Source organism: Caballeronia sp. HLA56 (assembly GCF_054655155.1).
On the sequence record NZ_BAAHOB010000005.1, the window covers coordinates 1,422,305 to 1,439,432 of the forward strand.

17 protein-coding genes and 2 tRNA genes are annotated in these 17,128 nt (G+C 60.4%); 9 read left to right on the forward strand and 10 right to left on the reverse strand.

The genetic code is table 11. From position 1 onward, the window contains the following. Nucleotides 1-679: 679 nt before the first annotated feature. Nucleotides 680-2,743 carry a polyphosphate kinase 1 gene (ppk1, locus tag ACYQ47_RS26240; RefSeq protein ID WP_244825734.1) on the reverse strand — a complete coding sequence of 688 codons (2,064 nt, stop codon included), beginning with the start codon at nt 2,741-2,743 and terminating at the stop codon, nt 680-682. Nucleotides 2,744-2,995: 252 nt separating this feature from the next. On the opposite strand from ppk1, the gene ppx reads away from it, so the two are divergent. Then, nucleotides 2,996-4,507, forward strand: a complete 1,512-nt coding sequence (gene ppx, locus ACYQ47_RS26245) for an exopolyphosphatase (RefSeq protein WP_244825732.1) — start codon at nt 2,996-2,998, stop codon at nt 4,505-4,507. 18 nt (nt 4,508-4,525) lie between these two features. Here ppx and ACYQ47_RS26250 read toward each other — a convergent pair whose 3' ends face one another. Then, entirely contained in the window at nt 4,526-5,338 is an 813-nt protein-coding gene (locus tag ACYQ47_RS26250) for a GNAT family N-acetyltransferase (RefSeq protein ID WP_459907650.1), read from the reverse strand. Nucleotides 5,339-5,477: 139 nt separating this feature from the next. After that, nucleotides 5,478-5,936, reverse strand: a complete 459-nt coding sequence (locus ACYQ47_RS26255) for a SixA phosphatase family protein (RefSeq protein WP_459907652.1) — start codon at nt 5,934-5,936, stop codon at nt 5,478-5,480. A 138-nt stretch (nt 5,937-6,074) separates the two neighbouring features. Here ACYQ47_RS26255 and ACYQ47_RS26260 point away from each other — a divergent pair. The 3 genes from ACYQ47_RS26260 (at nt 6,075) to ACYQ47_RS26270 (ending at nt 6,846) form a co-directional block, all read left to right on the forward strand. Further along, nucleotides 6,075-6,151, forward strand: a tRNA-Pro gene (locus tag ACYQ47_RS26260). A gap of 82 nt (nt 6,152-6,233) precedes the next feature. Continuing rightward, nucleotides 6,234-6,413 (forward strand): hypothetical protein, encoded by a 180-nt coding sequence (locus tag ACYQ47_RS26265; protein WP_250492611.1) that lies wholly within the window; start codon nt 6,234-6,236, stop codon nt 6,411-6,413. Between the two features lie 289 nt (nt 6,414-6,702). Beyond that, a complete protein-coding gene (locus tag ACYQ47_RS26270) occupies nt 6,703-6,846 on the forward strand; it encodes a hypothetical protein (protein ID WP_250509279.1) in 144 nt (47 codons plus the stop codon). A 38-nt stretch (nt 6,847-6,884) separates the two neighbouring features. On the opposite strand, the gene ACYQ47_RS26275 is transcribed toward ACYQ47_RS26270, so the two are convergent. The 3 genes from ACYQ47_RS26275 to ACYQ47_RS26285 form a co-directional block, all read right to left on the reverse strand. After that, nucleotides 6,885-7,205, reverse strand: a complete 321-nt coding sequence (locus tag ACYQ47_RS26275; protein ID WP_459907655.1) for a hypothetical protein — start codon at nt 7,203-7,205, stop codon at nt 6,885-6,887. Nucleotides 7,206-7,233: 28 nt separating this feature from the next. Then, the gene (locus ACYQ47_RS26280) at nt 7,234-7,920 is read right to left on the reverse strand and encodes a peptidoglycan DD-metalloendopeptidase family protein (RefSeq protein ID WP_250465238.1); all 687 of its coding nucleotides are present in this window, start codon (nt 7,918-7,920) and stop codon (nt 7,234-7,236) included. A 113-nt stretch (nt 7,921-8,033) separates the two neighbouring features. Next, nucleotides 8,034-8,936, reverse strand: coding sequence for an aldose epimerase family protein (locus ACYQ47_RS26285; protein WP_459907657.1), 903 nt, complete (start codon nt 8,934-8,936; stop codon nt 8,034-8,036). A gap of 564 nt (nt 8,937-9,500) precedes the next feature. On the opposite strand from ACYQ47_RS26285, the gene ACYQ47_RS26290 reads away from it, so the two are divergent. Both ACYQ47_RS26290 and ACYQ47_RS26295 read left to right on the forward strand, forming a co-directional pair. Next, nucleotides 9,501-10,331, forward strand: coding sequence for an undecaprenyl-diphosphate phosphatase (locus tag ACYQ47_RS26290; protein ID WP_244825722.1), 831 nt, complete (start codon nt 9,501-9,503; stop codon nt 10,329-10,331). A gap of 109 nt (nt 10,332-10,440) precedes the next feature. Beyond that, nucleotides 10,441-10,517 (forward strand) — tRNA-Arg (locus ACYQ47_RS26295). 155 nt (nt 10,518-10,672) lie between these two features. On the opposite strand, the gene ACYQ47_RS26300 is transcribed toward ACYQ47_RS26295, so the two are convergent. Then, nucleotides 10,673-11,695 (reverse strand): S1 family peptidase, encoded by a 1,023-nt coding sequence (locus ACYQ47_RS26300; RefSeq protein ID WP_459907660.1) that lies wholly within the window; start codon nt 11,693-11,695, stop codon nt 10,673-10,675. Between the two features lie 270 nt (nt 11,696-11,965). After that, on the reverse strand, nt 11,966-12,217 hold the full coding sequence (locus ACYQ47_RS26305) for a hypothetical protein (RefSeq protein ID WP_310396305.1): 252 nt from the start codon (nt 12,215-12,217) through the stop codon (nt 11,966-11,968). A gap of 347 nt (nt 12,218-12,564) precedes the next feature. Here ACYQ47_RS26305 and ACYQ47_RS26310 point away from each other — a divergent pair, with 347 nt between their 5' ends. From ACYQ47_RS26310 to rpoD, 3 genes are all read left to right on the forward strand, one after another. Next, entirely contained in the window at nt 12,565-12,846 is a 282-nt protein-coding gene (locus ACYQ47_RS26310) for a hypothetical protein (RefSeq protein ID WP_244825717.1), read from the forward strand. Nucleotides 12,847-12,965: 119 nt separating this feature from the next. Next, nucleotides 12,966-13,181: a hypothetical protein gene (locus ACYQ47_RS26315; RefSeq protein ID WP_244825715.1), complete on the forward strand. Its 216-nt coding sequence runs from the start codon at nt 12,966-12,968 to the stop codon at nt 13,179-13,181. A gap of 103 nt (nt 13,182-13,284) precedes the next feature. Continuing rightward, complete coding sequence (gene rpoD / locus ACYQ47_RS26320; RefSeq protein WP_459907663.1) at nt 13,285-15,282, forward strand: RNA polymerase sigma factor RpoD; 1,998 nt, start codon at nt 13,285-13,287, stop codon at nt 15,280-15,282. Nucleotides 15,283-15,410: 128 nt separating this feature from the next. Here the strand turns inward: rpoD and ACYQ47_RS26325 are convergent, their stop codons facing one another. Together ACYQ47_RS26325 and ACYQ47_RS26330 are read right to left on the reverse strand one after the other, a co-directional pair. Further along, nucleotides 15,411-16,454 (reverse strand): extracellular catalytic domain type 1 short-chain-length polyhydroxyalkanoate depolymerase, encoded by a 1,044-nt coding sequence (locus tag ACYQ47_RS26325; protein WP_459909321.1) that lies wholly within the window; start codon nt 16,452-16,454, stop codon nt 15,411-15,413. A gap of 38 nt (nt 16,455-16,492) precedes the next feature. After that, a complete protein-coding gene (locus tag ACYQ47_RS26330; RefSeq protein ID WP_244828079.1) occupies nt 16,493-16,915 on the reverse strand; it encodes a CopG family transcriptional regulator in 423 nt (140 codons plus the stop codon). Between the last annotated feature and the right edge of the window lie 213 nt (nt 16,916-17,128).

Consider the following 17,128-nt stretch of genomic DNA (forward strand, 5'->3'; position numbering starts at 1 on the left):
TCACTGACAAGTCTGTGCTTAACGTAGATTTGCCGCCGGCATTAGCGAGGGGGTGTGCTCAAGGGGTTTGTGGTAAATAGCGGGGAACCCGTTGTGCTTCAGAAGGCGGTTCTACAGCTGCTTTCTTTGGTGACTTTCTTTGCAGCAGCAAAGAAAGTTACCCCTCCGCCGGGCAGGCGGCTACTGAAACGAAACGCGAGACAACGGCTCAAGTTCCCAGAAGGCGCCGGTGCTAGATAAAGCATTCACCACGAGCATGAGCAATGAGAAGTGCCCAAAGGGCTTGTGGTAAATAGCGAGGAACCAGTTGTGCTTCAGAAGCCGGTTCCAAAGCTGCTTTCTTTGGTGACTTTCTTTGCAGCAGCAAAGAAAATTACCCCTCCGCCGGGGAGGCGGCTACTGAAACAAACCGCGAGACAACGGCTCAAGTTCCCAGAAGGCGCCGGTGCTAGATAAAGCATTCACCACGAGCATGAGCAATGAGAAGTGCCCAAAGGGCTTGTGGTCAATAGCGAGGAACCAGTTGTGCTTCAGAAGCCGGTTCCAAAGCTGCTTTCTTTGGTGACTTTCTTTGCAGCCGCAAAGAAAGTTACCCCTCCGCCGGGGAGGCGGCTACTGAAACAAACCGCGAGACAACGGCTCAAGTTCCCAGGAAAAAACCCACCACAAAACCAACACCCTAAGAACAAAACTTAGCCAGCAACCCCAACTGCGCATTGCGAATAGACTTCCCCGACCGCCGCTTACGATAATGCCCATCGCTCTGCATGACCCAGGCAGACTGATTATCCCCAAGACAGACGGATAACCCTTCAGCAATCACCCGACGCTTAAGCCGCCGATCGCGAATCGGAAACGCCACCTCGACGCGTCGAAAGAAGTTCCGATCCATCCAGTCCGCCGACGACAGATACACATCCTCTTGCCCGTTCGCATAAAAATAGAAGATGCGATGATGTTCGAGGAAGCGCCCGACAATAGACCGAACGGTAATATTCTCCGAAAGGTCCTCCACACCAGGCTTGAGCGAACAAACCCCACGCACGATCAAATCGATCTTCACGCCCGCATGCGATGCCTCGTACAAGGCAGCAATCACGGTAGGCTCGAGCAACGCATTCATCTTCGCGACGATCCGCGCCCGCCGGCCCGCACGCGCATGCTCCGCCTCGGCGCGAATCGCATCGATCAATTTCGCGTGCAAGGTAAAAGGCGATTGCCACAAAAGATGCAGCGGAATCTCTCCGCCAATTCCAGTCAGCTGCTGAAAGACATGATGCACGTCCTCGCACATCTGCTGATCGGCGGTCATGAGACCGAAGTCGGTATATAGACGCGCCGTGCGCGGATGATAATTTCCCGTGCCCAAGTGCGCATAACGCTTGAGCACCATCTTGCCGCCCTGCGACACGCGCCGCACGATCAACATCATCTTCGCGTGACACTTGTGGCCAACGACGCCATACACCACATGCGCGCCCACCGCTTCGAGTTGCGACGCCCAGTTGATGTTCGTCTCTTCATCGAAACGCGCCAGCAACTCGACCACTACCGTCACTTCCTTGCCATTGCGCGCGGCCTGCATGAGCGCATCCATCAAGGGCGAATCGGTGCCGGTCCGGTAGATGGTCTGCTTGATCGCCATCACTTGCGGATCTTTCGCCGCCTGCAACAGCAGTTCGAGCACCGGCTGAAAACTCTCGTAAGGATGATGCAGCAGGATATCGCCCTGATCGATCGCATCGAAAAGATTGGTCGTGTTGGCGATCGACTTCGGCACCGAAGGAATGTGCGGCACGAACTTGAGGTCCGGCCTGTCCACCATTTCAGGCAGTTGCATGAGCCGCACGAGATTCACCGGCCCGTTCACGCGATAACAATCGCGCTCGCTCAACTGGCTTTCGTCGAGCAGACGCCGCACGAGATGCGGTGGCGTCTCCGCCGATACTTCGAGCCGCACCGCATTGCCCAGATGCCGCGCGGGCAACTCACCCTGCAAGGCGACGCGCAGATTCGTGATCTCGTCTTCATCGACGAAAAGTTCGCTATTGCGCGTGATGCGAAACTGGTTGCAATTGCGCACGATGAGATGCGGAAACAGCTCGCTCACGAAGTGCTGCATGAACGTGCTCAGCAGCACGAAGCCATGCGGATAACCCGACAGCGCCTCGGGCATGCGCACGAGCCGCGGCAGCGCGCGCGGCGCCTGCACGATGCCCATCATGGCCTGACGGCCGAAAGCATCCGTGCCTTCCAGTTCGACAACGAAGTTCAGGCTCTTGTTCAGCACGCGTGGAAACGGATGCGCCGGGTCGAGGCCGATCGGCGTCAGCACCGGCAGCAGTTCGTTCAGGAAATATTCGCGCGCCCAGGCGTTTTGCTGCTCGCTCCAGCTTTCCGCGCCATGAAAATAGATGCCTTCCATCTCGAGCGCGGGCAAGACGATTTCATGCAGCATCACGTATTGCTGATGCACGAGGCGCTGCGCGCGTTCGGAGACGAGATCGTAGACATGCTGCAGCGACATGCCGTCCGGCGAGAGCGAGCCGGGGTTGTCGCGCATCTGCTCCTGCAGCCCGGCCATGCGGACTTCGAAGAATTCGTCGAGATTGCTGCTCGTGATGCAGATGAAGCGCAGGCGTTCCAACAAGGGAACCGAGATATCGGCGGCCTGCGCCAGAACTCGCTCGTTGAAACCTAGAATGCCCAGTTCGCGGTTGAAGAGCGGATAGCGTATGGACATCGGCTGGGAGAATGGTGTCTCGATCGGAAGGGCAAGGGAACGTTCGGATAGTCTCACAGTAAGATGGCTTTATTGTGACAGAACGATTGTCACAAATTCTACTCACATTGTGGTTAGCGTCGCTAGCGCAGGGCGCGTGATACCGCGGTCGAGCGTGATTCACCCATTGACATCGGCGCATAAGTAGTCGACGTAGAATAGAATCCTGCGCTGCAGCAAAGCGCGCCTCCTCCCACGATCCCTGGACATCCGATGGTCACTCATCCTCATCTTCTTGCTGCGGTCGACCTCGGATCGAACAGTTTCCGGCTGATCGTGGGGCGGGTGGAAGAAACGCCCGCAGGCAGCCAGATTTACCAGGTCGATGCCTTGCGCGAGGCCGTGCGCCTTGGCGCGGGTCTATCGAAGGACAAAATGCTCGACCGTGCGTCGCAGTTGCGCGGGCTCGAAGCGTTGAAGCGCTTCGGCGAACGTCTGCGCGACTTTCATCCGGATCAGGTGCGCGCGGTGGCCACCAACACGCTCAGGGTGGCGAAGAACGCGCACGAATTCATCGGCGAGGCGGAAAGCGCGCTGGGTTTTCCGATCGAAGTGATCGCCGGTAGGGAAGAAGCACGGCTCATCTACGCGGGCGCCGCGCATTCGGTGCCGGCGAGCGCGGGCAAGCGCCTCGTGGTGGATATCGGCGGCGGCTCGACGGAGTTCATCATCGGCTCGCATTACACGCCGATTCATATGGAGAGTTTGTATATCGGCTGCGTGAGCCACAGCCGCACGTTCTTTCCGGCCGGCAACGTCGACGAATACACCATGCGCCAGGCCGAACTCGCGGCCAAGCGCGAAATCCAGATCATCTCGCGCGAATACAAGCAGACCGGCTGGGATCAGGCCATTGGTTCTTCAGGCACGGCGCGCGCGCTCGCGGAACTCGTCGAAGCGAACGATTTCAACGACCCTGGCATCACGCACGGCATTTCGCGCGGCGGGCTGGAGCGTCTGAAGCGCGCGGTCATCAAGGCGGAGAACGTCAATCGGCTGAAGCTCGTCGCGCTCAAGCCGGACCGCATTCCAGTGCTCGCGGGCGGCCTTTCGATCATGCTCGGCGTGTTCGAGGAACTGGGTATCGATTATGTGGATACCACCGACGGCGCCTTGCGTCTCGGCGTGCTCTACGACCTGCTCGGGCGTTCGCAGCATCAGGACATGCGCACCGTCACCGTGGAAGGCTTCAAGCGCCGTTATGGCGTCGATGCCGCGCAGGCCGAACGCATCGGCTCGCTCGCGATCAGCTTCTACGATCAGCTCGGCGAACCCGATGCGGAACGTCGCGAGGAAGAACGCATGTTCCTCGCGTGGGCTTCGTCGCTTCACGAGATCGGCTTGTCGATTGCGCATAGCGCGTATCACAAGCATTCGGCGTATATCGCAAGCAACGCGGACATGCCGGGCTTTTCGCGCACGGACCAGGCGCGGCTCGCGACGCTCGTGCTGGGTCACGCGGGCAAGCTCGGCAAGCTCGCGCAAGCGCGCGATGTCGACTGGACATTGCTGTTTTGCCTGCGTCTTGCCGTGTTGCTGTCGCGTCGGCGCGCGGATGTGGGGCTGCCCGGCATCGAGGTGAAGAGCGCGGCGGGAGGCTTCGAAGTGCGGCTGTCCAACGAGTGGGTCGCGAGCAATCCGCTCACGGACTACAGCCTCGTTCAGGAAGCCATGGAGTGGGAAAAGATCGGGCGCCCGTATCGCGTGGTCTATACCGGCGATTGACGAACGCCGCGCCTTGAATCAACCGATGAAGTGCCGCGCATAACGCGCGTTGATATCCGACAGGCGGAAGAGGGTAAGAAAGTCCGCCGTGTTGAAATCCGGGTCCCACGCAGGCGCGCCGCATATCTGCGCGCCTAGACGCAGATAACCCTTCACGAGCGGCGGCGGGCTCACTTCCACGCCCGTGCGCAATTCCTCCACCGGCAGCGGCGTATGCGGGAACGCGTGATATTCGGGGGCGGCGAGGGCATCGGCGGCGAGCGAGGTGTAAAGGTTCGCCGCGTAGTGCCCGCCGTCGACCATGCCGACGCTCGCGCAGCCAAGCATCGTTTCGTAGCCGTTGTGCTTCATGTAGGCCGCGAGCCCGCCCCATAGCGACATGATCACCGCGCCGTTGCGGTAGTCGGGATGCACGCACGAGCGGCCCACCTCGACGAGCTTCGGCCGCAGATGCGCAAGCCGCGACACATCGAACTCGCCTTCCGCATACAGCCGCCCAATCCGCGCGGCCTCATGCGGCGGCAGCACGCGATACGTGCCGACCACTTTCAACGTATCGAGATCGCGCACGAGCAGATGATCGCAGTAGGCGTCGAAGACATCGACGTCGAGGCCCGCAGGCCCCGAGAGGTGCGCGCCCATCTCCTCGGAGAACACGCGGTAACGCAGCCGCTGGGCTTCACGCACGGCGTCGCCGGAACGCGCCCACGACACTTGCAGCCGATGCTGGCCGGTGATGGTTTCCGCGGTACGCGGAAGCTGGCGGCGCGAATCGAGCGAGAGCGACGATGACGCTCCGGTTGGCAGGAAGGGCGTCGGCATATCGAGCATTGGCGTTCCTCGGCAGGACGAAAGCTTGAGGGTTTCGGTCCTCGCCAATGTAGTAACGCGCAATGACGCTCGCATGGCATCGCAGTGACGTTTCGATGAAACGACATTCTGTTGAACCTGCGATTACACGGCCTTTCGGCTAGAGCAGATCGGGGTTCGTCACCGCGCGCAGAACGACCTGGCCGTCGCCGTGACGCGAGCGCGACTGGAACCACCAGACGCCTGATTTCTTGATCGACCAGTCCGCTTCGTCGCCGGTCATGAGCCACGCGGCAACGTGTCCGAGCGTAGGCTGATGGCCCACGACGACCACCGTTTCCGCGATGCCATCGGGCCAGCCGGCGGCATCGAGCACGTCCTGTGCATGTCGGCCGGGCGCGAGTTGATCGACCACGCGATACTGATCGCCGAAGGCTTCGACGGTCTGAATGGTGCGCGTGGCCGGGCTTGCGATGAAGACCGCATTGTCGTCGATACGCGCCTTTAGCCACTTTGCGGTGCCTTGCGCCTGCTTGCGTCCGCGCGAGGTGAGTTGACGCGCGAGATCGCTTGCGGCCTGATCTTCGGCTTCGGCGTGACGCCAGAGAATGAGGTTCATCGTTGTCTCCGCGAATTCGAAATGGCAAGAGCTTGCATGACCGGGCAGCGGCCGTCACTCGCTAAAGTGGCAACATTCGTTCCCTCTGCCGGAAGTGTTTGCGGCGTCGCGGCAAGCAAGCTATAATCTGCGGCTTGTCGGAGCGTAGCGCAGCCTGGTAGCGCATCTGATTTGGGATCAGAGGGTCGAAGGTTCGAATCCTTTCGCTCCGACCACCATACACGAAGGGGTTACAAGTCACGGCTTGTAACCCCTTTGTCTTTATGACGTCGGGTTTGACGTCTTCTTGGGGACTTCATGCTGCGTAACTTCGTGTCCGTTCTAGGTGCCGCCACGCTTGCACTCATGCTGGCTGCATGCACCGAACCCGCCAATCAAAAGCATCCGCCGCAAGACCCGCCCGACTATAAGGGCGTACCGACCGACGACACCCCGCCGTCGATGCTCATCGCGCCGACGTCGGCCGATCCAAAGTGAAAGAAGGCGAAGCGCCGACGCATGAGCGCCGGCGCTTCTAACCCGCGCGGACTGTTCGCGCAGAGAGAAGCGCGGGCTGCAGACATTTTATGGAGGCTTGGCCTCGGCAACTGTGTGCGCTTGTTTCCGAGCGTAACGGCGTGCAAGTTTCAATACGCCGGCGCCACACGTTTGCGCGGTAGGAACGACGCGTCGGTCATCCATACTGACCTTAACTTCTAACTGACATTTAAGCGAAACATTTGCCGCAAGGTTAATATCCGACGACTTAGTGCATTCTGGTTTCGCCATGAATCTGCTGTCGGTTTTCGCTATCGTTGCTCCGCTCGCGCTTGCATTCCTCTTTGCGTTTGCCGCGCGTATCGATCCATTGTCCGGCCGCTGGCGAAAGAAAGCGCCGAAGCGCGATCGGACCAAGCCCGCGAGCGCGTGATGTTCCCTTGAGCGCTCACGCAGGCACGCATGCAAGCGTCACTGCTTGCAGCGGATCACCATCGAACGATTCTTGATGTTCGCGCCGAAGATACCCGCGACCGTGCCGCCGGAAGTCGCGCCGTTGTCATTGTCCTTCGACACCACGTCGTATCCATATGCACCGCACACTTCGCCCGCTTGCTTGTAGCAGGCCGCCCAGCTCGTGCTCGCATCGCCGCCGCTGCAGTTGATGGCGAAGCCCGTGTCGCCGGATGGCAAGTAGGTCATGGTCGGGCCGTGGGCGCATCCGCCGAGCGCGCCGGTAAGCGAGAGAGCGGCAACGACTGCGCCCGGGTGGATTCTCTTCATCGAAATCATCAATCTTCCTCTTATGGTCCGTCTGCGTTCAACGCGACGGCAAGTAACGCGCCGGGTCCGTCGAGCGGCCCATGTAACGCACCTCGAAATGCAGCATGGTGCGGTCGCTGTCGGTATCGCCCATCTCGGCGATTTTCTGGCCCTGCTGCACGGTCTGGCCTTCCTTCACGAAGAGCGTCCTGTTGTGCGCGTAGGCGGTGAGGTAGTCCTCGTTATGCTTGACGATCAACATGTTGCCGTAGCCGCGCAAGCCGTTGCCCGCATAGACGACGCTGCCCGTCGCCGCGGCCACGATCGGCGTTCCCGCTGAATTGGCAATGTCGATGCCCTTCGAGTTGCTGCCGTTGAAGTTGCGGATGACGTCGCCTTGTGCGGGCCAGACGAGCGTGATGCCCGGTCCCGGCTTCGTCGCCGGTGCGGTGTCCGCGCTCTTCGGTGTGCTCGTGCTCGCCACGTTCGATGAAGCCGTCGCCGAGCCTTCCGGCGGCACCACGCGCAGCACTTGCCCGACTTCGATTGCATCGGGATTCGACAAGCTGTTCCAGCGTTTGAGATTGGCGACGGTGGTGCGATTGGCGCGCGCGATCTTCGTGACCGTATCGCCGCGCTCGACGCGATAGTAACCGGGCGCAACCGGACCGGAGCCGCAAGCGGAAAGCGTCACGACCGCCGCGACGAGCGATGTAAAAACGAACTGGCGGATTCTTTTATGCAAACCTGACCTCGTAAGGCGCCGCCGCGCGACGGGCGTTTGAAATTTTGCGCGGCGGATCGAAGGCAGGATTTTACCGTTTCGGGTTTCCCCTGACAGAAAGCCGTTTGCAACGTTTAGTCAGCGCGCGTGACGACGAGCCTGAGCAGCGCGGTCTCCGTTTTGCCCGGCGCGAGCCAGCGCAGGCCAAGACCGTTATGGATGGCATCGGGCAAGCCGATCCACGGCTCGACGCAATAGAAGTCCGATGTATCCGCCTCGGTCCAGGTCGTGACGGCAAACCACGGCACCGAATCGGGCTGATGCAGCTCGAAACTCACGGTGCGCTTCAGGCCCGGCATGTTCAGGCGCACGGGCTGATCGGAAGGACCCGTGAAGCAATGAAAGTTGTCGATGATGCTCGCGTCGCCCAGCGAGTAGCGCGGCGAGCCAGGCGTCGCCTCGCTGATCGCGCCACCGGCCAACTGATGCCGGCGCTCGGTGCGCGGCAGCTCCACGCTGCTTTGTGCCCGTTGATCGTGCGGCAGATGGAAATAGAAATGATGTCCGGCGTAATAGGGCAGCGCCACTTCGCCAGGATTCGATGTCGTGAGTTCGACTTCGAGAGTCGTGGCATCGACGAGCCGGTACGCTGCCTCAAAGCGGAACGCGAACGGATAGCCTGCGCGCGTGGCGTCGCTGTCGACGAGCGTCATGCGCAGGCCGTGACCGTCGGCATCGCGCGTACAGGAGAACGGCAGGTCGCGCGCGAAGCCGTGTGTCGAGAGCGTGTGGACGACGCCGTCCTGATCGCGCCACTTGTTGATTTCGCCGTCGACGAAATGCCGGCCGAGAAACGGAAACAGCAGCGGATTGCCGCCGCGAATCTTGGGCGGATTGCTCCAGTCGGGCGCATCGGGCCAGTGGATGACGGGCTCGCCGTTCCCTCGCCACGTCATGAGGCGGCCGCCGGCGCTCGGCGCGAGCGAGATTTCGGCGCCATCGCGCTCGATATGAATCACGTCTGGTTGAGATGACATGGTGCGAAGACGCTCCGGTGAAATGATGATCGCGCTGAAAACGGGCCTTGAAACCCCGACGATTCTGCCTTGCTTTGTCCTACGGAGAAACCCTTTGCGGGAAATTGCGACTGCCGTCTCATCTGACGATGTGTTGTTATAGCAACCGAATGTTGGAAATCAGACGGACAGGGAGTCACCATGGATCTGGCGATGGCAATGGGCGTCGCGATGTTCGGCCTCTTCGGCGCGAGCACGGCAATCTTTCTTTATAAGCTGAAGGGCTGAGCAGCGCGCCGGCTGCTCGTCGAGGTCTTTCGGCTTGCTTCGATATCGCTTTCTTATAAATTACTGATTGATTCGGTTTCGCTGACGTTTATCGATCGGTGACGCCTGTCGCACGCGTTTGTACGTTTTCCGCTTGGCGGTCCAACTACGGCTGTGCATAATCGGTCCCGACTTGCGCGCCGCACCATTTCCTCATCCCCTTCGATCTTCGTCTCGCCGCCTTCGGCCTTGCGCTTTGGAGCGAGGAAAGCACTCCGCGGCGCGTCTTCCTTCCTCTTTCACGAAAAGGACCGACGCGTGACTCTCTGGTTTCTTATTTTTCTGAGCGTGCTACAGGGCGTGACCGAACTCTTTCCGGTCAGTAGCCTTGGACATACGCTGCTCGTTCCCGGCTTGATCGGCATGCATATCGACAAGCACGCGCCGCAACTGCTGCCGTTTCTCGTCGCCTTGCATCTCGGCACCGCGCTCGCGCTGCTGTGGTACTTCCGCAAGCGCTGGGTCGCGCTGATCGGCGGCTGGTTCGCTTCGCTCGGCGGTCGCCGCAATGACGACGGTCACATGATGTGGGCGCTCATCATCGGTACCATTCCGACGGGCATCGTCGGGCTGTTGCTCGAAAAGCGGCTCGAAGCGCTGTTTCACGATCTGCGTATCGTGGCGGCCGCGTTGATCGTCAATGGCGTGTTGCTGTGGTTCGGCGACAAGCTGCAACGCGCCCGTGCAGCACGCGCGCCTGAAAAGCTCACGTTCAAGCAGGCGTTTCTGGTGGGTCTTGCGCAGATCGGCGCGCTGATTCCCGGCTTCTCGCGCAGCGGTCTCACGATCATCGCGGGTGTCGGCGCGGGCCTGACGGCTGAAGCGGCGGCGGAGTTTTCGTTTCTGCTTGGCACGCCGATCATCTTCGCGGCCGGCGTGCTCGAATTGCCGAAGCTCTTTCACGCGCCCGGTCAGCTTTTCGATGCGTTGCTCGGCGGCGTGCTGACGGGTATCGCGGCTTATCTGAGCGTGCGTTTCCTGATGCGTTATTTCGAAGGTCACGGCAAGCTGGCATCGTTCGGCGTGTATTGCGTGATCGCCGGCATCTTCTTCTTCGGATGGTTCATGATGCATCCGCAGCCGTTGTAATCAAGTCTGGCCGCGCCGCTTGCGGATTGAGGTAAAATCCTCGCTCTCTTGGGTGCGGCCGGTCTCGCTTGGCCTGCCACGCGCCCATGTCTCAAGTGGTTCCTCGTAACCGCCCTTAGCTCAGCTGGATAGAGCAACGGCCTTCTAAGCCGTAGGTCACACGTTCGAGTCGTGTAGGGCGGGCCAGAATCAGCGGTTGTTCCGAAGCGCGTTCAGGCGCATCTTTTCGCAAATCGTCCCGCCGTATTTTCGACGACCATTCGCTGTGTTCGTCGCACTCGCCAAGCGTGAATTTCGTCATCCGCTGCGAGCGGAATGATTACTTGGCGATCCGAATCGAGTCATGTCCTTTCGGCTGGTTCCTTCGCCACGCGCGGATGATCGCTCGTCAGTGCCATCAGAATGTCCGAGTACCACGCGCTGTTGAGACCGAGGCTTTCATCGGCGTGGACATCTCTTGTTCCCATGTCGATGGTCGATGAATGAATGCCGAGCAACACCCACGGCAAGCTCGCGCCCGTGCTTGTGTTCGCCATCGACGGATTGCTCATGACCACAGGCGCGCCGCTCGTTCCGCGATGCGTGCGTGCATCCGTGATGAAGCATCCCTTGCCCTGAAAGCGCAGGCCGAATGCCGACGCGATAATGCCTTGCCGCACCACCGGCAAATGATGCAGCGAGTCGTGAAAACCAAGCGGGAAGCCGACGATCAGCACGGACGCGCCCGTTGGCATGACATCTTCGGGCGAGGGAAGATGCTCCGGCCCGAACGCCTCGAACACCGCCGTTACGGGCAACCGGTCGCGACGAATTTCCAGCACGGCGACGTCGATCGCGCCGCCGTCGTCCGACCCATCGCGCCAGAGACTCACTCTCTGTGCATACAGCGGCAGGTTGAACCACGTCGATGCACCGAGGTTGTCGCGGTCTGTGTGCAGTTCGATCTCGATACGATCGGGAAAATGCTGGCTCGGTTTATCGGTGACGACGTGACGGCTCGTGACGAGAAACAGGCGCTGATCGCGAGCAAAGAAAAAGCCACTCGCATTCGTTAGATGACGCTCTTGCACGAACGTGCGTACCCGGGCCGCAGTAAGGAGCAGCGCTTCGGCCGCGGGCTTGAACGTGGCGGGCGTATCGGGTTGCTCGCGCGGAATCATTCTCCCGACGAGTTCAAGCAAAGCGTCACGCTGCGGCGCGGCTTCACCCGAAGACAAAAACGCATCCAGCGATAACTCGGATACGCGTCCTCCCGATGCGGCATTCGGCACATGTCGAACCACGGGCATTTTGTCCGCGCCGGTATGCAACAGCCATTTATCGCCGTTCGGGCTTACATAGAGTTCGATGGAGTCGGTATTCATCAGAGTCGGGACGGCGTGATGTGATCGAATGGCGCTTTGCGTTTCTTGCCGCGCGTTTGCAAGCAAGCGTGAAGAAAACATCGGCGCCACGCATCAGCGATGTGAACTCGGGACAAGTCGAAATACCCGTCGATATTCATCAGTACTCCCCGATTATCGTGTCGACCGTTCAAGCCGAGAAAGAGAAGCGCATTCAAGGGGAGGGCAGAAAGCTGCAAAGGCGCGCGGGCAAAAGATAACTTCGAAGCGTGTCCAGCCGACGATACGCAGTCAATTCGGCAGGGTCAAGACATTTCGGGCGGCTGCTTCGCGGCTATTGGCCGGGGCAAAAAGTCGATAGCGGCTTGTCCCGCGCTTTCGGCGATGAGACAAGACGAGCCGCGCGTGATCGCTGCCGCACTGCCCGGGCATACTCGAGTTGCCGCTGTGCTTGATCCGCAAACTCACGTCATACAAGTCTTTCGCAAACGACGTCAGCGCCATATGTATATCGAAGCCGCGACACCGGAAGATGCGGAACATGACGCGCTTTCGGTCGGGTGAGTTCGCGCGCTTTTTGGCGGGGTGCGCGATGCAGGTCGCGCGATGATAGACAGATAAGATCATTGAGGCCGGTACTGAAACTTTCGCTGTACAAAATCACTAAAGCGCGTAGGATGGGCTTGGCCGATTGAGTCGCGACTTTGTGTGAAAACCGCATACGTTGCTCTCACGGTGGGCCCTGACGGGATCGGCCTATTATCGGAGACCGTGCAATGCGGTCAGTCGTTGCGGTCAGTTGCATAGACGTCGCCGACATCGCGAACAGCGCCGATATTGCTCCACGCTCCATCATTGATATGCCGCCCACGGCGGCGCGAGGTCATCCCATGACAGTTGAATTCCGCCTATATCGCGGCCTTGAAATTTATCCGCTCGTTTTCTCGCATAGGCCCGCAGATTCCGGTCATGGTCATAACTACGACGAGGGATTCGACGCCGCCGTGCGCATCCAGGAACCGCAAGTCGAGACTGGCGTGGCGCGCAGTCGTGTTTTTAGGCTTAGCATGGACGAGCCTTTTCAAAGCGCGGGTGACGCACGCCGCGCATCGACTGCTTATGCGGAACAGATGATCGATCAATGTCCGCAAGACAGAACGTTCTTCGACTGAATGATCGATCGAGCAGATCGGGAGACGTCGCGCCTGCATGATTTTTCCGCAAGCCTGAATTTGCTTTAGCTAAGAGCTGTGATGCCAGGGCGCCTCACGGCAATCAACCAGGAGACGCCATGGAGATTACGCGAGCCCGCTTTCGCATCGACCCGACACCGCGCAGGGCCGACGGAGAATATATGGCGCATGCGCGAATCATCACCACCAACGCGGACGGCAGCGAATCCGATGTCCTGTCGAGCGGCGATCTCGCCGGCTTCGACTCGCGTGACGATGCAGTCGCCTTCGCTAAAAAGTGGGCGCAAGACTGGCTCGACGCTCGCTTCGGCTAGTGTCCGCATCGGGTCTATCGAAACCCCGTGATTCCGTCTGCGCAGGCCTTCGTGCCTCTGGCTAACGTCTCACATCGCCAAGCATGCTTGCAGCGGAGAAAGAATGGCCAGTTTCAATCAGGAAGACGCGACGAAAGACCTGCCTGAAAATCCCATCAGGACGATGCAGAAAGCGCGTGCCTCACGCGTGCGCAAGGGCAAGCCGGCGCTTGCCGTCGTTTCGGCGGATGCCTACGCCGAAGCCGCACAAGACGACACGCGGCAGCGTGAAATACGCGCGCTCATCCAGATGGGCAAGGACCAGGGCTTCGTCACGCATGCGCAGATCAACGACCATCTTCCCGGCGACTTCGCGCAGAAAGCCGCGCGCGAAGCCATTGCTCGAACCTTCAACGACATGGGCGTCGCGGTCTTTGAACAGGCACCCGACACCGAAACCCTGCTTCTGAACGACGCGACCGCCGTCGCCATGCTCGAGGACCACTCCGACGAGGATGTCGAAGTCGCCTTGTCGACGGTGGATTCCGAGTTCGGCCGCACGACCGATCCCGTGCGCATGTATATGCGCGAGATGGGCGCGAAGCAATTGCTGACGCGCGCGGCGGAGATCGAGATTGCGCGGCGTATCGAAGACAGTCTTCACGAGATGATCCAGGCAATTGCAGCGTGCCCCGCGACCATCTCGCTGATTCTTGCCAGCGCGGCGCAGGTCGAGGCGGGTACGCTGTCGATCGATGAATTCGTCGATGGCATCGACGACAAGGACGATGTGGACGCAATGCCGTTCGCGCAGGCGCCCAATGCGCCCAATGCGCCCAATGAGTCCAGTGAGTCCAACGCACCGAGCGATGCCGACGAAGAAACCAGTCTCGAAGACTCCGATCGCGCCGAGCAGGAGAGGCTGAGTCGGCTCACGAGCGACAGCCTGGCCATCTTTGCACGTGTCGAAGAATCCTTCGACCGCATGACTGTCGATGCAATCCAAAGCCCGCTTGCAGATACGAGCATCCGCACCGAACTCGCGCGCATTCGTTTTACCAATCGGACCGTGGATCGTCTTTGTGCCGACATGCAGCAGCGAGTCGCGCAAGTTCGCATGGTCGAGCGGCGCATTTCGTCCATTGCGATCGATTATTGCGGCATGCCGCGCGAGCAATTCGTGGCGTCGTTTCCCGGTCATGAAACCGATCTCGAGTGGACCGCCAATACGGCTGCGGCAGCGAACTCGCATGAGTACGGCGCGTCGCTCTACCGCAGTCTTCCGGCCATCCAAACCGAGCAGCACAAGCTGATCGAGCTTGAAGCGAGCGCCGCGATGCCGTTGCAAAGGCTCAAGCAAACCAGCCGTCAGATGCTCGCGGCCGAGTCGCGCATGAGACGCGCGAAGGCCGAGATGATCGAGGCCAATCTGCGCCTCGTCATCTCGATTGCCAAGAAATACGTGAACCGGGGCGTGCACTTTCTAGACCTCATTCAGGAAGGCAATATCGGTCTGATGAAAGCCGTCGACAAGTTCAAATATCGGCGAGGCTGGAAGTTTTCGACATATGCGACGTGGTGGGTTCGGCAGTCGGTCACGCGCGCGCTCGCGGATCAGGCGCGCACCATTCGCGTTCCGGTGCATATGGTAGAGACCATCAACAGGCTCAATCGCATTTCACGCGAGATCATGCAGCAGACCGGACGGCCCGCGCAGCCTGCGGTGCTCGCCGAACGCATGGAGTTGCCGAAGGAGAGAATCAGCGGTATCCAGAAGATCGCGCTGCATCTCATCTCGCTGGAAACGCCTGCAAGCGATGACGCCGACGCCACGCTCGGCGACATGATCGAGGACACGAACGCGCAATCGCCGCTCGATGCCGCCGTGCACGCGGACATGCGCGCCGCCATCGACGACGCGCTCAACGCGCTTTCGCCACGCGAGGCGCGTGTGCTGCGCATGCGCTTTGGAATAGACACGGTATCCGAATTCACGCTGGGCGAACTGGGCTCGCATCTGGGCGTATCGCGCGAGCGCGTTCGCCAGATAGAAAGCCAGGCCATACGCAAGCTGATGCATCCCCGCCGCGCCGACAAGCTGCGCTCGTTTCTCGACCTCTGAAACGTCAAGGACATGTGTCGAGGCAAAGCGATTGGTTCAAGCCCCGCCAGTGACGTCATGATTCTCGTCGCGGCAAAGACCCGAATCCGAACCGCGCGGACTGCGCCGCCCGAACCGTTGCGCGGCGATCAACTCCTCGGATGCGCGAGGAAGAAACGCAGCATCTCGGCGCTAGCGTCAGGTCCGGCCGGATCGGTGTAGGTTCCGCGCGTGCTGCCGCCTGACCATGCGTGCGGCGCGCCGTGAATGGTCCATAACTCCGCGATTTTCCCGTTGGCCGACTTCAAGCGCTGGACCGTGTATTTGCGTGCGCCGGAAATGCCGTCGTGCATCTCGCGGTCGGAACCGCTTGCGGTGAAGTCGTCGACGAGCTTGCGGGCGTTGGCGTAATTCACCGTGGCGTCGGCATCGCCGTGAAAGACGATCAACGAGCACTGCGCTTCGCCTCCCGCGCGCTGGTTCGCGGCGTTGCCCTGACCGCCGCGCATTGCTGCGAGCGCGGACGGCAGATCGTGCGCGGCACCCACGGGAAGGCCGGAGTGCACGCCCGCCGCTGCATAGAGATCCGGATAGCGCTGCGCCATGATCGCCGCCATTGCGCCGCCGGCGGACAAGCCCGCGACGTAGACGCGTTTCGGGTCCACGCGATGACTCGCCATGACTTCACGCGTGATTCCCGCGATGATCGACGGTTCGCCGCCGTCGCGTTGCTGATCCGACGACTTGAACCAGTTCCAGCACTTCGACGGATTCGCGCTTTGCGGCTGAACTGGATAGACGACGATGCAGTCGTGCGCGTCGGCAAGCGCGTTCATTTGCGTACCGGCCGCGAAGTCGTCGGCGTTTTGCGTACAGCCGTGCAGCATGACGATGAGCGGCAACGGCTCATCGCGATAACCGGCCGGCACATAGAGTTTGTAGTCGCGCTGACCGGCCGCGCCCGTGAAGCGCCGCGTGCTGAAGTGTCCGCGATCTTCGGCGTCCGGTGCAGAGGCGGGCGCTGGTTGCGGCGGTGCTTTGACGAAAGCATCCGATGTGTCAGACGCGTGCGTTGCGTGCGTGGCGCCGCGCATCGCGCGCTTGACGACCTCGACGGCGCCGCTGCTGTCGCTATTGCGAAAGCGTTCGAACGCCTCTTTCATGGAGTCGAGAAATCCTTCGTTCAGTTTCATCATGGTTTCCGTAGTCGTTTCCGGCCTGCATCGGCAGGTCAGCGGATTCGATCTGCAAGCGCCGCTTTCACAGCCGGCGATGCGTGCAGCGCACCGCGAACCAGTATCGATTCGATGGTGGCAAGGGCAAGTTCCGGGGAGACGTCGGCGGCAATGCTGGCAAGACCCAGTACCTGAATCTTCAGCCTTTCATTGGCCGCGCGCACCGCTTCCAGATCCTGCTTCGAGAAGTATTGAAGTCCCAGCACGAGGGCGCGCCGCGTCGCCGTTTCCTTGACGACCACGGCATGCACCGAGAGCTGATTGCGGATAGCCGTACGGATCAGATCCGTGCGGTTCGAATAGAAACCTTCTTCCACGAGCAGATCGATTTGGCCGAGATCCACCGGGCCGAGATTGATCGTGATTTTTTCCGTTTCGCCGCCTTTGGAACGTGCGGCATCCAAGATTTGCCTCGCCATGAGTTTCGTTTCTTCCATCCGTTGACCATCCATATGGATGGTTATAGGCTGGTTTCGAGAGCACGTCAAGAAAAAGCGATATGTGCTTTTTCGCCCGATTAGCGCGAATTAGTCAGACATTTCAGCGGTTTTGCGCGCGGGGTCGGCATTCGTTCTGGCCCGCTTCCTGCCCTATGTTTTCTCACGTTGCTTCACCGCGCCGACGAACGCCCC